Below are 13,099 nucleotides of genomic sequence, written 5' to 3'. Positions count from 1 at the left end.
AAGCTTCCGTTGCGAACGGGGCTCTCTGTCGTGGACCGAGCTCTCGGCGTCAGTGCCACCGCTCGAGGCCTACTCGTCGAGGAAGATGTCGAGCTCGAGGTCTGTGGCCTGCGGGTCGTGGTTGTAGACGGAGAAGTCCGTTACGCCCTGTGCTCCCAGCACCTCTTCGTCGATGAAGAAGTTCCCGGTGACCTCGCGCGGATCCGAGGTGAGGATCGTCCATGCCGATTCGGACACGATCTCGGGCCTGCGGCTGCGGGCCATGAGCTCCGCCCCGCCGAGGAGGTTGTTCACCGCCGCCGTCGCGATCGTCGTCTTCGGCCACAGGCTGTTCGCCGCCACCCCATCGGCCTTGAGCTCCTCGGCCAGCCCGAGCGTGACCAGGGACATTCCGTACTTGGCCATCGTGTAGCCCAAGTGCTTGCCCGCCCACGCGGGGTTGAGGTTGAGCGGAGGGGAGAGGGTGAGCACGTGTGCGGCGTTCGAGGCCTTGAGGTGCGGCAGCGCTGTCTTGGCGAGCAGGAACGAGCCGCGCGCGTTGATCGACTGCATGAGGTCGAACTTCTTCATCGACAGGTCCGCCGTCGTCGACAGGTCGATGGCGCTGGCATTGTTGACGACGATGTCGATCCCGCCGAAGGTCTGCGCGGTCGTGGCGACGGCCTCGGCGACGGAGTCATCGTCACGGACGTCGCCGATGATCGGCAGTGCCCTGCCGCCGGCCGCTTCGATCTGCTCGGCCGCAGTGTAGATGGTCCCCTCGAGCTTCGGATGCGGCTCGGCGGTCTTCGCCACGATCGCCACATTCGCCCCGTCCTGCGCTGCGCGCAGTGCGATCGACAGTCCGATCCCTCGGCTGCCTCCGCTCATGATGATCGTGCGTCCGGCCAGCGAACGTGTGTTGCCGGTGTCTTCGCCCGCGCCGAGGCGGCTGTCAGTGCTCATCGTTGGTCTCCTTCGTCCGTGGTCCGATGCCGAATGGCATGTGTGGTGCCAGGGTACCGCTCGGCTGCGGGCTCCGTCGTGGTGTCCGCAGCAGTTGTGGGCTCTCGGCGCGCAGGAGCGGGCGCCTCGTTCCCTGCACCTCTGCGTGCAGGGGCGCGCTGCCACGAGTGCGGCCTCTGGACAGAAGTGCTCCCCGCGCTCCAGGTGTCCGAAATATCGGACGAATATCTTTGCGCGCGGTTCTGCGCCGCGAGCACGCAGTCCATACTGGGACTGAAGGATTCTCGATCGGAAGGGGCCGACGCATCATGCAGCTATTCACCGGGATCAGCGAGCTGGTCGTCAACGACCTCGACAACCTCGGCGAGCTCGACGTCATCGCCGATGCCGCGCTGCTCATCGACGACGGCCGGGTCGTCTGGTCCGGACCGTCCGCCCAGGCGGACACCGCAGTCGCTGGGCATTTCGGCGCCGGCGAAGAGCGACCGGGCGGAGTCGACGGCAGCGCTCCAGCGGCCCCGCGCCCCGAGGTCGCTGCGGTCAACGACGACGACATCGTCAACGGCGAGGTCACCTCGGTGGGGGAGCTGGCAGCGATCGAGACCATCGATCTGGGCGGCAGAGCCGTCATCCCCGGCTTCGTCGACAGCCACAACCACCTCGTCTTCGCCGGTGACCGGTCCGAGGAATTCGCCGCCCGCATGGCCGGGCAGAAGTACTCGGCCGGAGGCATCGCCACCACTGTGGCAGCCACCCGGGCGGCCACGGAGGACGAACTCGACGCCAACCTCGTCCACCTGCTCGACCAGGCTCGCCGTCAGGGCACGACGACCTTCGAGATCAAGTCCGGCTACGGGCTGACACTGGACGATGAGATCCAGGCTCTCGACATCATCAACCGGCACACCGATGAGTCCACCCTCATCGCCGCCCACGTCGTCCCGCCCGAGTACAAGGAGAACCCGGACGATTATGTCGACCTCGTCATCGACGAGATCATCCCGGCTGCAGAGGGCAAGGCGAAGTGGATCGACGTGTTCTGCGAAAAGGGCGCCTTCACCGAGGAACAGACTCGGCGGATCATCGAGGCAGGCAAGGCCGCAGGCATGAAACCGCGCCTGCATGCGAACCAGCTCACCGAGGGCGGGGCGCTCAGACTCGGCGCCGAACTCGGCTGCGCCTCCGTCGATCACGCGACCTTCGCCTCGGATGAGGACCTCAAAATCCTCGCTGCGGCCGGCACCGTGGTCACCCTGCTGCCGAGCATCGAATTCTCCACCCGCCAGCCCTATCCCGACGCCCGCCGGTATGTCGATGCCGGAGTGCGATTGGCCATCGCCACCGACTGCAACCCGGGCTCGGGCTTCTCCAACAGCGTGCCCTTCGCCATCGCCATCGGCGTCCGCGACATGCATTTCACCGTCGAACAGGCGGTGTGGGCGGCGACGGCCGGAGGCGCCAATGCTCTGCAGCGGCGCGACATCGGACACCTCGGCGTCGGAGCCCGAGCCGACCTCGCCGTTCTCGACGCGCCCAGCTGCCGCCATCTGGCCTACCGGCCCGGCGTCCAGCTCGTCGAACGCGTCTATTCCGGCGGCGAACTCATCGCCGACAACCGTCCGAACGACTGACTTCCACACCTCAAGCAATAAAGGAAAGGCTCCTGATGACCGATTTCATCGATCTCGACCCCGATACCCTCACCTTCGCGCAGGTGGTCGACGTCGCCCGCCACGACGCCAAGGTCTCCCTGTCCGAGGCCACCCTGGCCAGGGTGAATAAGTACCGCGAGGCCGTCGACGCCCTCGCCCAGGCCGAGAAGCCCGTCTACGGCGTCTCCACCGGATTCGGCGCACTCGCCCAGCGTCACATCCCCGCCGAACTGCGCACCCAGCTGCAGAAATCGCTCATCCGCTCCCACGCCGCCGGCGTCGGCGACCCCGTCGAGCGCGAGGTCGTGCGCGCACTCATGCTGCTGCGCGCCCGGACGCTGGCCACCGGCCGCGCCGGAGTCCGCGCCGAGGTGCTCCAGACCTATGTGGACCTGCTCAACGCCGGCATCACCCCCGTCGTCCACGAGTACGGTTCGCTCGGCTGCTCGGGAGACCTCGCACCGCTGTCGGCCTGCGCACTCGTCGTCATGGGCGAAGGCGTGGCCGAAGGACCCGACGGTGTCGCCGGACCTGCCGATGAGATCCTCGCCGCCGCCGGCATCACCCCGGTCACTCTGGCCGAGAAAGAGGGCCTGGCGCTGGTCAACGGGACAGACGGCATGCTCGGCATGCTCATCATGGCCCTGACCGACCTCGAGAACCTGCTCACCGCCGTCGACATCTCCGCCGCCATGAGCATCGAGGGACTGTTCGGCACCGACGCGGTCTTCGCCCCCGAACTCCACTACGCTCTGCGCCCCCACGAGGGCCAGGCCGCCTCGGCTGCGAACATGCTCGCCTCGCTCGCCGACTCCGGCATCACGGCCAGCCATCGCGATTCCACCCACCTCGTCCAGGACGCTTACTCGATGCGCTGCGCCCCGCAGGTCAACGGCGCCGCCCGCGACGCCGTCGCCTTCGCCACCGGGGTCGCCGAACGCGAACTGCGCTCGGCCATCGACAACCCGGTCGTGCTCACCAACGGCATGGTCTCCTCGAACGGCAACTTCCACGGCGCGCCCCTGGCACATGCGCTGGACTTCCTCGCCATCGTCGCCGCCGACGTCGCCTCGATGTCCGAACGCCGCACCGACCGGATGATGGACGTCACCCGCAACCAGGACCTGACCCCGTTCCTCGCCGATGACGCCGGCGTCGATTCGGGGCTGATGATCGCCCACTACACGCAGGCCGCGATGGTCTCCGAGGCCAAGCGGGGCGCGGCTCCCGCCTCGGTCGACTCGATCCCGTCCTCGGCGATGCAGGAGGACCACGTGTCCATGGGCTGGTCGGCCGCCCGCAAGCTGCGCAAGGTCGTCGACAACCTCGCCTCCGTCATCGGCATCGAACTCTACGCGGCCTCACGCGCCTGCGATATGCGCGAGGCCGCCCCGGCCCCGGTCACCGGAGCCGTGATCGCGACCATCCGTGAGACCGTGCCCGGTCCCGGTCCCGACCGGTTCCTGTCCCCGGAGCTCGCCGAGACCATTGCGAAGGTCAAGGACGGAACGTTGACCGCCGCCGCTGAGGCGGTCGCCGAGTTCCGTCACACCGTCACCTCCGCTGCCGGCACCTGGCAGCCGGCCGGCGGTGGACCGGCCGTCAACGATCCCGAGTTCACGGCCCTGGGCAACCTCGAGGCGGCTGCCGAGGCCTCGGGGACCGCTGCGGCGACGACCCACCAGGACTGATGCCGACGCGGGGCTGCCAGCACGTGACGGTCCCGCACCCACTGACTTCGAACGGAGTGAACTGAGATGAGCGATGTCGTCTCCCTGTTGAGGCAGATCGAGGACACCGGCCGGGACGCCCGCGGCCCGGGCTACCAGCGCCCCGGCTTCTCGGCCACGGAGCGTGAACTGCGTGACTGGTTCCTCGCCGAGGCGGCCCGCCGCGGTCTCGACACCGAGATCGATGCCAATGGCATCACCTGGGCCTGGGCCACCCCGCCCGGTGAGAACGCCGTCGTCACCGGCTCCCATCTCGACTCCGTTCCCGGCGGCGGTGAGTTCGACGGGCCCCTCGGGGTCGCCTCGGCGCTGGCGGCCTTCGACGAACTGAAGTCCTCCGGCGCGCTCGAACGGGCCAGGCGGCCTCTCGCTCTGGCCGTGTTCCCCGAGGAAGAGGGCTCGCGCTTCGGCGTGGCCTGTCTCGGTTCCCGGCTGCTCACCGGCGCGATCGACGCCGAACGCGCACTCGGGCTCAAGGACTCGGCTGGGGACACCTTCGCCGAGGTCGCCCGCGGCTATGGCCTCGACCCGGAGCGGGTCGGGCGTGACCAGTCTCGGCTGGCCGGCATCGGTTCATTCATCGAACTCCACGTCGAACAGGGCATCGGTCTGATCCGCACCGATCAGGCCGTGGCCATCGGCTCCTCGATCATCGGCCACGGCCGCTGGCACTTCTCCTTCGCAGGGCAGGGCAACCATGCCGGCACGACGCCGATGAGCCACCGTGCCGATCCGGTTGTCGCGGCCTCCCGTGTGATCGGGGATATCCCGACACTAGCGGCCGCCACTGACGCGAGCGCCGTGGCCACCGTGGGGCGCACGCTCATCCACCCGGGCGGGACGAACGTCATCGCCTCGGCCATGAGCTTCTGGCTCGACATCCGCCACCCCGATGACGCCGTCGTCGAGCAGGTGCTCGATGCCATCCGTCAGCGCGCCGGCTCCCACGCCGCCGATGCCGGTGTCCAGGTGACCGTCTCGCAGGAGTCCTACTCGCCGACGACTCACTTCACCGCCGAACTCAACTCGCGGCTGACCTCGGTGCTGCCGCAGGCGCCGCTGCTGCCCTCGGGCGCCGGGCACGATGCTGGCATCCTCGCCGCCCATGTGCCCTCGGCGATGCTCTACGTGCGCAACCCCACCGGCGTCTCGCATGCGCCCGAAGAGGCCTGCGAGGTCGACGATCAGCGGGCCGGGGTCGATGCCCTCGTCAGAGTGCTGGAACGAGAACTGGGGCTGACCGAACCGACCGGACGGGCGGATGATTCCGCGATCGGCTCCGCGGAGGACTCTGCAGTCGGGCCAGCGGATGATTCCGCGGCCGGGAACGGAGGTGCGCGATGAGCACGCAGTTCTGGTGCGAGACCGCATGGGTCGACGGGGCCGTGGCCAACGGCGTCCTGCTCACCTCCGATGACACGGGCACGCTCAGCTCGGTCGAGACCGGTATCGCCTCAGCCCCCGCCGGCGCCGAGGTGGCCCCCGGCCTCACCCTGCCCGGCGGAGTGAACGCGCACTCGCATGCCTTCCACCGCATCCTGCGCGGCCGCACCCACGGCGACGGCGGCACCTTCTGGACCTGGCGAGAAGTCATGTACTCGGTCGCGGCGAAGCTCGAACCGGAATCCTATGAGACCGTGGCCCGCGCCGTGTTCGCCGAGATGCTCGCCGGCGGATACACGTCGGTGGGGGAGTTCCACTACGTCCACCACGCACAGGACGGGACACCGTATGGGGCCGAGCCCGAGTCGGGACGCCCCCACGGGGACGCGGCGGCGAATGAGTTCACGAGCGCACGTGAGGACGAGTCCCGTCCCCGCGGGGACGCCGCCGGCGACAGTGCCGAGAACAGGGCGCACGCGATGGAACGGGCGCTGGCACGGGCGGCCGCCTCGGCGGGGATCCGCATCCGACTGCTCGACACCTGCTATCTCACCGGCGCCATCGATGCCGAACTCTCCGATGAGCAGGCGCGGTTCGGCGATGGCACGATCGACGGCTACATGGACCGCCACGCGGCTCTGTCGACCGCCTTCGCCGATGAGTTCCCCGTCGGCGATCCCGGCGAGAGCTTCGTGCACATTGGCGCAGCCATCCACTCGATCCGCGCCGTGCCCGCCGCCAACCTGCCCCGGTTCGCCGAACTCGACGGGCCGGTGCATGTCCACCTGTCCGAGCAGCCGGCGGAGAACGAAGCCTGCCGAACCGCGTACGGGACGACGCCGACGCAGGTGCTCGCCCGCTCCGGCGTCGTCGGGCCGAACCTCTCGGCCGTGCACGCCACCCATCTGAGCGAGGACGACATCGCGGTCCTCGGACGGTCCCGGGCCTCGATCGTCATGTGCCCGTGCACCGAGGCGGACCTGGCCGACGGCATCGGACCGGCCCGCGAACTCGCCGACGCCGGGGCCGTGATCTCGCTCGGATCCGACCAGCACGTCGTCCTCGACGCCCTGCGCGAGACCCAGGGGCTCGAGGCAGGAGAGCGTCTGCGCTCAGCTCAGCGCGGTCGCTTCTCTCCGTCCGAGCTCATCACCGCTCTCACCGAGGGCGGTGCCCGCAGCCTTGAACTGCCCGTCGGTTCGCTCGAGGCCGGGAAGGCCTGCGACTTCGTGGCGCTGCGCACCGACAGCATGCGCACCTTCGGGTCACTCGACGAACAGATCATCCTGACGGCCACCTCGGCGGATGTCCATCTCACCGTCAGCGGCGGCCGCGTGCGGGTCCGCGAGGGAGTCCACGCCGAGCTCGGAGACATCTCGGACCTCTACGCGCAAGCCTTCGCGGCGCTGGGGATGGAGGGCTGAGTCGTGGCCGAGGTCATCGAGCGTGACGCGCTCGGCGCCGGAGGCGGCGGCATCGGAAGCGTCGGGTTCGGAGGAGCCGGCCGTGGCTGAGGTCCCCGCCCTGCGCCGGGCGATCGCGATCCTGCGGCACATGGCCTCGTCGAACCGAGCGATCACGGCCGGTGCCCTGGTCCGGTCCCTCGACATTCCGCGCTCGAGCGCCTACGACATCCTCGCCGTGCTCGAAGAGCTCGGTCTCGTCGCGCGCACCGAATCGGGCTTCGTCCTCGGCGCCGGCGTGCATGAGCTCGGGGCGTCCTACCTGCGGACGAACCCGCTGCAGCGGCTCGCGCAGCCGATCGTGCGCCAGTTGGCCGAGGACACGGCCACGACCGCGCAGCTCGCCGTGATCCGCGGCTGGGAGACCGAATACGTGCTCAAGGAGCAGTCACTCAAATCGGTCGCCGTCATCACCGCCACCGGCGTGCGCATGCCCAGCTACCTGACCGCGACGGGGCGGGCGATCCTCGCGCAGCTGCCGAAGTCCGAGGTGCTCGCGATGCTGCAGTCGGAGACCGGATTCGTCTCCCGCACGGGCAAGGGGCCGACCTCGGTCAAAGCCCTGAACGCGGTGCTCGCCCAGGAGCGTCGGGCGGGCTGCGCGATCGAACACGGCGAGGTCACGCCCGGGATCTCGACGATCGCGGCCCCCGTCTTCGATGTGCTGGGGCGGCCGATCGCCGCCATCGGGCTCTCGGTGGTCACTGAGACCATGCCCGAAGACACCGGACACCTGGTCGACCAGGTGCGGACCGCCGCCGCCGAGGTGACCGCGAAGCTGCGGTGATGCGCTGTGGTGCGCAGCTGCGGCTCGGTCCTGCTTGGCCGGACGATCGCCGGGAGGGGCCTGTTGTCGCTTTCGTGCAGCACCGAGCGGAACAATCGGCGAGAGCAGTCTCAGCGGCGGGTCAGCAGCACGGCGACCTCGAGGTGCTTCGTGTGCGGGAACATGTCGAAGATGCGCGCCTGGGTCACCTCGTAGCCGGGCATCCGGGCGAGGTCCTTGGCCAGGGAGACCGGGTTGCAGCTCGAATAGACGATGTGCTCGACGCCGGAGCCCTCGAGCGCGGCCGACAGTCGCGCCCCGATCCCGCGCCGAGGTGGATTGACGATCACGCAGTCCGGCCGTTCGGCACCGGCTGCGCCGGCGGTCAGGGCCGCCTCGGCGAACTCCGTGGCATCGGCGGCGAGGAACTGCGCCTCGACGCCGAGCTCCTCCGCGCTGATCTTCGCCGACTCGATCGCCTGCTCACTGACCTCGACGCCAGTGACTCGTCGGACTCTGTGATCCTGATCGTCGCCGCTGCGGCCTCCCGGCTGCGCACAGTGGAGGGCGAATCCGCCGACACCGCAGTAGAGGTCCCACAGACTCTCCGCCGCCACCGCATCCACCCACTCGGCGACCTGCTCGTAGAGGCCGATCGCCACGGTCGTATTCGTCTGGAAGAAACTCTGCGGCCTCAGATGCAGATCCACCCGGTCGAGGTTCATCCGCAGAGAGCCGCCGTGCAGCAGCTCCTCGCGGCTTCCCTCGAGGACGGCCTTGTGCTCAGGCAGGAGGTTGACCGAGACCACGCGCGCGTGCGGCACGAGTTCGAGGAAGCGGGCTCGGCGCGATCGCAGCACATCGAGACCGTGCTGAGTGCGCACGACGAACCTGATCATGAGGTCCCCGGACGGAGCCGCAGTGACATGGACGAACTTCAGCTCGCCTCGGCGAGCGGATACATCGTAGGGCGCGAGCCCGGTGGCATCGAGGAACTCTGCGAGAACCGGAATCACCGCCCGGATCGTCGGTGCCTGAATCCCGCATTCGCGCAGGTCGACGCCGTGGAACTCCTGGTCGAGGATGCCCAGGGTCACCTGCCCGGCTCTGCCTCCGACGGCGAGTTTCGCGCGGTTGCGGAAGTCGCGGACAGCTCCGGTGAAGCTCGGCAGCCACACCGACGGCGCGACGGCAGCCAGAACCTCATGACACCAGATCTCCTCGTCGGTGATCTGCTGCCGGTACTCGGTTTCGATGAGAGCGCACGAACGGCATTCCCCGCGCTCGAAATACCCGCATTCGAGTCGACCGTTATCCGCCGAGGCGGGGGCGAGCGGCAAGGTCGTCATCCCCTTATTCTAATCGTTGACCCTCCCCACCGCCGACCGTAGAATAGACACGACCAAATCGATTTGGCTCCACTCTCGAGCATGAAGGATCCCATGACTCAGCTGCGCGCGCTCCATCAGGCACCGACTCTGCTCGTTCCCGAGAAGGTCCTCCTGCCCGAAGGTGCGCAGTCCGGTCACGCGGTCCTCGTCGAGGGCGGCCATATCCGCGCCGTCGGACCCGTCGCCGAGGTGGCCGCCGCAGCCGAAGAGCCGCCAAATGAACCCGCCGAGCCCGCCTTGGTCTCCGAGTCGAACTCGGGCGCTCGACCGGCTCCCGTCCGCATCGACCTGCCCGGCCGCCTGCTCATGCCCGGGTTCATCGACGCCCACCACCATCTCACGCAGACCTTCGGCAAATCCCTCGTCTTCGGCGAACCCTCGGAGATCTTCCAGCGCGTCTGGGTGCCGATGGAGTCGAACATGGACGCCGAGGCCGTCGACGTCGCCACCCGGCTCGCGGCCTGGGAATCTCTGCGCGGCGGCTTCACCACCGTGGCCGACGCCGGCACTCGTTCCAGCGTCGACGTCTCCGCGATCTCCGACGTCACCTCCGATGTCGGGCTGCGCTGCGTGCTCGGGATCATCTGCAACGACCTCGGCGGGGGCGTGCGCACCTCGACCGTCGCCGAGGTGACCGCCGCAGCCGAGCGCCACCTGACCAGGTGGGACGCCGAGCCGCTCGTCCACCCGTCCCTCGCCGTGTCCATCCCGGAGGTCGCCTCCGACGAGGCTCTCGTGGCGCTCACGCAGATGGCCCGCGAGGCCGGAGTGCCCTTCCAGACGCACCTCAACGAACACATCGTCGCCGTCGAACGCTCCCTGACCTCGAGCGGAGAACGTCCGCTCGAGAGGCTGGCCCGCCTCGGTGCGCTCGGCCCGGAACTGCTCGCCGCGCATGCCACTCTGCTCACGCCACGAGAGATCCGACTGCTGCGCGACTGCGGAGGCGCGATCTCGTACAACCCGGTGGCGAGCTCGTGGAAGGGCAACGCGGTGGCGCCGGCCCTGCTCATGCACGAACTCGGAATCCGCATCGGCCTCGGCACCGACGGCACCCGCTCGGACGCCTTCCGCCTGCTCGACGCCGCCGAGACCGCGCAGCGGCTGACCGGAGGGATGGACGTCGTCGACTCCTCGGCCGGCGGCGGCTGGACCTGGCTCGAACAGGGCCTGCGCGGCGGTGCGAATGCTGTCGGACTGGGCGGGCAGATCGGTGAGATCACGCCCGGAGCCCGGGCCGACCTGCTCGTCGTCGACATCGACACCCCCGAGTTCGTGCCCTCCTGGGACGTGCCCTGGGAGCTCGTGCGCCTGGCCAACCGGGACCAGATCGAGGCCGTCATCGTCGACGGCCGGCTGCGGCTCGAACACGGCTGGCCCGTCGACTGGGACGGCCGAGCCTTCCTCGACCGCGCTCGGGAGGTCTCTCACCGCGTCGTGAAGAACTCACCGATCACCCGCATCGACCCGAGTGCGGCCGAACACCGGGCGACATGGATGACCGAGCACGCGGCCGCCTCGGCGGGGAACTCAACGGGGAACGGAGGAACCGCGGGAGTGCGGGGCCCACGCACGGGTGGGACCGCCTCGGCGGGGGACCGCGCCTGATGACGATGCTCGCATTCGCGATCATCGCGGCCGTCGTCCTCGTCTCCGCGTTCGTGCAGGGATCGACGGGGATGGGGTTCGCGATGATCCTCGCTCCGGTCGTGACGTTCATCGATCCGAGTCTCATCCCCGTGATGCTGCTCGTGCTGATGATCCCGCTCAACTTCTACATCGCCGCACGCGAACGTGAGCACATCGACTGGACCGGGGTGACATGGATCAGCGTCGGCCGTTTCGCCGGCACCTTCGCGGGCCTGTGGATCCTCGTCATCGTCAACCTCCACCAGCTCGCGCTGCTCATCGGCTGGTCGACGCTCATCGCCGCGCTCATCGCTCTGCTCGCCCCGAAGTTCTCCCCGAACCGTCCGGTGCTCGCCACCGTCGGTCTCATCACCGGCGTCACCGAGACCTCGACCGGCATCGGCGGACCGCCCTACGCCCTGGCCTATCAGCACAGTCCGGGGCCCGAGCTGCGTTCGACGGTGGCCGTATGCTTCCTCGTCGGCGAGGTCATCTCGCTCATCGTGCTCGCCTTCAGCGGGCAGGTCACGACGGAGACGATGATCGCCACAGCGTGGATGCTGCCGTTCCTGGCCATCGGTTCGTTCCTCTCCCGCTACGTCCACCACCGCCTCGACGGACCGGTGCTGCGCTATATCGTCCTCGGCTTCGCCATCGTCTCCGGGGCGATCGTCATCGTCCAGGCATGAGGGCGCGAAGGCGAGAATGCCGGGGCCCCGGTGTGGGGAGGCGCGCGGGGCTGCCCAGGCGCTGTGCCGCTGAACAGGTGGGGCCGCCGGGGCAGCACCGACTAGTGGTCGCAATCGGATACTCGGGCCGCAAGAATAGGTCGCAATCGGATACTTCTGGGCGCGAAAAATGTCCGTTTGCGACCTATGTTCGGGGAATCGAGCCTCGGCGCCGGTCGACAACAGGCAAATCTGCAGGCGCCCTCGGCTGGCATCTCTGTGATGGCACAGTGAAGTAGGCTGAAACCATGTCCGAATCCCCGCGTGTCCACCGCGTCACGATCGCCGATGTGGCACGTGAGGCAGGTGTGTCGAGGACGACGGTCTCGCACGCGCTCAGCGGTCAGGGCAAGGTCAATGCGACCACTCGTGAGAAGGTCAGAGAAGTCGCGGAGCGGCTGAACTATCGGCCCAGCGTCCGTGCCCAGAGCCTGCGATCCGGCCGATCACAGGCGCTCGCCCTGCTGTCGTCGATGCCGGCGGCCGTGTCGGCCGGCCCGTCCCAGCTGGGCTTCTTCACCGAACTGGCCATGGGATGCGCGAGAACCGCGCTGATCAAGGGGTATGTCTTCGTGCTGGCCCCGCCCAATGAGGAGAACGATCCCATCGATCTGCTCGACATCGACGGAGCGATCCTGCTCGAACCGACTGTCGACGATCCCCTCGCCGAGGCGCTGCGCGACCGCGGCATCCCCTACGTGACGATCGACGGGCCCGGAGCCGGCAGCAAGTGGAGCGTCGACCTGCATCACCGCGCCACGGCCGAACTGCTGCTCGGCCACCTCCTCGAACGCGGTGCCCGACAGCCGGCGCTGCTGGTCAGCCGCAGCCTGCGCGGGGCCCAGACAGCGGCCCGCGCCGTCTACGCCGAGACCGCCGCAGCCCGCGGTTTCACAGCGCTGATCGCCGAGGCGACCGAGACCGGGGGAGAAGAGGCAGCCTACGCAGCCACGAAGACGCTGCTGAGCGAACACCCGGACATCGATGCGGTGCTCGCCCCCGTCGACACCTTCGCCACCGGAGCGGTGAGGGCTGCGAAGGACGCCGGAAGAAGCGTCGGCGAGGACCTGCTCATCGTCACCCGATATGACGGCCTGCGCGCCCGCACCAGCGTTCCGCCGCTGACGGCGGTCGACCTCGGCCTCGAGGCGATCTCGAGCGCGGCCGTCGAGAAGCTCGTGGCCGTGCTCGACGGTGAGGGCACCGACGAAGCCGGGCCTACGGTCGACGGTGAGGGGCCCGAACGGGCCGGAGAGACTGCCGTTCGTGAGCCCGCCGAGGTGACCGCGACGGGCACGGCCTCGTTGCCTGTGACCAGCCCCCGGCTCGTCATTCGGGAATCGACCGCCGGCCCCCAGCGTCGCTGAGACCGGCCGGCTCGCGATCGTGAGTGCTCGACCGCCGACAGTGAA

General features: G+C 68.9%; 10 protein-coding genes. 8 read left to right on the top strand and 2 right to left on the bottom strand.

Translation table 11 applies throughout. From position 1 onward, the window contains the following. Positions 1-69: 69 nt before the first annotated feature. A complete protein-coding gene (locus tag IHE57_RS14225) occupies positions 70-945 on the bottom strand; it encodes an SDR family oxidoreductase (protein ID WP_209325964.1) in 876 nt (291 codons plus the stop codon). Positions 946-1,253: 308 nt separating this feature from the next. Here IHE57_RS14225 and hutI point away from each other — a divergent pair, with 308 nt between their 5' ends. The 5 genes from hutI (at position 1,254) to IHE57_RS14200 (ending at position 7,960) form a co-directional block, all read left to right on the top strand. Then, positions 1,254-2,576 (top strand): imidazolonepropionase, encoded by a 1,323-nt coding sequence (hutI, locus tag IHE57_RS14220; protein ID WP_209374115.1) that lies wholly within the window; start codon positions 1,254-1,256, stop codon positions 2,574-2,576. A 35-nt stretch (positions 2,577-2,611) separates the two neighbouring features. Continuing rightward, positions 2,612-4,288, top strand: a complete 1,677-nt coding sequence (gene hutH, locus IHE57_RS14215; RefSeq protein ID WP_209374113.1) for a histidine ammonia-lyase — start codon at positions 2,612-2,614, stop codon at positions 4,286-4,288. 66 nt (positions 4,289-4,354) lie between these two features. After that, positions 4,355-5,671: an allantoate amidohydrolase gene (locus IHE57_RS14210; RefSeq protein ID WP_209374111.1), complete on the top strand. Its 1,317-nt coding sequence runs from the start codon at positions 4,355-4,357 to the stop codon at positions 5,669-5,671. Beyond that, entirely contained in the window at positions 5,668-7,134 is a 1,467-nt protein-coding gene (locus tag IHE57_RS14205; RefSeq protein ID WP_209374109.1) for an amidohydrolase family protein, read from the top strand. The genes IHE57_RS14210 and IHE57_RS14205 overlap by 4 nt, the downstream gene beginning before the upstream one ends. 82 nt (positions 7,135-7,216) lie before the next feature. Then, on the top strand, positions 7,217-7,960 hold the full coding sequence (locus IHE57_RS14200; protein WP_209374107.1) for an IclR family transcriptional regulator: 744 nt from the start codon (positions 7,217-7,219) through the stop codon (positions 7,958-7,960). 110 nt (positions 7,961-8,070) lie between these two features. On the opposite strand, the gene IHE57_RS14195 is transcribed toward IHE57_RS14200, so the two are convergent. Next, on the bottom strand, positions 8,071-9,288 hold the full coding sequence (locus tag IHE57_RS14195; protein ID WP_209374105.1) for a methyltransferase domain-containing protein: 1,218 nt from the start codon (positions 9,286-9,288) through the stop codon (positions 8,071-8,073). Positions 9,289-9,381: 93 nt separating this feature from the next. Between IHE57_RS14195 and IHE57_RS14190 the strand changes: the two genes are divergently transcribed. The 3 genes from IHE57_RS14190 to IHE57_RS14180 all read left to right on the top strand — a co-directional run bounded on the left by IHE57_RS14190 (position 9,382) and on the right by IHE57_RS14180 (position 13,054). Next, positions 9,382-10,938: an amidohydrolase family protein gene (locus tag IHE57_RS14190; RefSeq protein ID WP_209374103.1), complete on the top strand. Its 1,557-nt coding sequence runs from the start codon at positions 9,382-9,384 to the stop codon at positions 10,936-10,938. Next, positions 10,938-11,648: a sulfite exporter TauE/SafE family protein gene (locus IHE57_RS14185; RefSeq protein WP_209374101.1), complete on the top strand. Its 711-nt coding sequence runs from the start codon at positions 10,938-10,940 to the stop codon at positions 11,646-11,648. The genes IHE57_RS14190 and IHE57_RS14185 overlap by 1 nt, the downstream gene beginning before the upstream one ends. Positions 11,649-11,935: 287 nt before the next feature. Then, positions 11,936-13,054 (top strand): LacI family DNA-binding transcriptional regulator, encoded by a 1,119-nt coding sequence (locus tag IHE57_RS14180; protein ID WP_209374099.1) that lies wholly within the window; start codon positions 11,936-11,938, stop codon positions 13,052-13,054. Positions 13,055-13,099 lie beyond the last annotated feature (45 nt).

This window comes from Brevibacterium renqingii (assembly GCF_017808105.1).
In the GTDB taxonomy this organism is placed as follows: domain Bacteria; phylum Actinomycetota; class Actinomycetes; order Actinomycetales; family Brevibacteriaceae; genus Brevibacterium; species Brevibacterium renqingii.
The sequence above is the reverse complement of the archived record's forward strand: the minus strand, read 5'-3'. Positions and strand labels throughout refer to the sequence as shown.

Excerpts from the sequence above, each read along its gene's own strand:
- IHE57_RS14225 (WP_209325964.1), bottom strand. The coding sequence starts at position 945 with ATGAGCACTGACAGCCGCCTCGGCGCGGGCGAAGACACCGGCAACACA.
- IHE57_RS14180 (WP_209374099.1), top strand. The coding sequence starts at position 11,936 with ATGTCCGAATCCCCGCGTGTCCACCGCGTCACGATCGCCGATGTGGCA.
- hutH (WP_209374113.1), top strand. The coding sequence starts at position 2,612 with ATGACCGATTTCATCGATCTCGACCCCGATACCCTCACCTTCGCGCAG.
- hutI (WP_209374115.1), top strand. The coding sequence starts at position 1,254 with ATGCAGCTATTCACCGGGATCAGCGAGCTGGTCGTCAACGACCTCGAC.
- IHE57_RS14190 (WP_209374103.1), top strand. The coding sequence starts at position 9,382 with ATGACTCAGCTGCGCGCGCTCCATCAGGCACCGACTCTGCTCGTTCCC.
- IHE57_RS14205 (WP_209374109.1), top strand. The coding sequence starts at position 5,668 with ATGAGCACGCAGTTCTGGTGCGAGACCGCATGGGTCGACGGGGCCGTG.
- IHE57_RS14195 (WP_209374105.1), bottom strand. The coding sequence starts at position 9,288 with ATGACGACCTTGCCGCTCGCCCCCGCCTCGGCGGATAACGGTCGACTC.
- IHE57_RS14185 (WP_209374101.1), top strand. The coding sequence starts at position 10,938 with ATGACGATGCTCGCATTCGCGATCATCGCGGCCGTCGTCCTCGTCTCC.
- IHE57_RS14210 (WP_209374111.1), top strand. The coding sequence starts at position 4,355 with ATGAGCGATGTCGTCTCCCTGTTGAGGCAGATCGAGGACACCGGCCGG.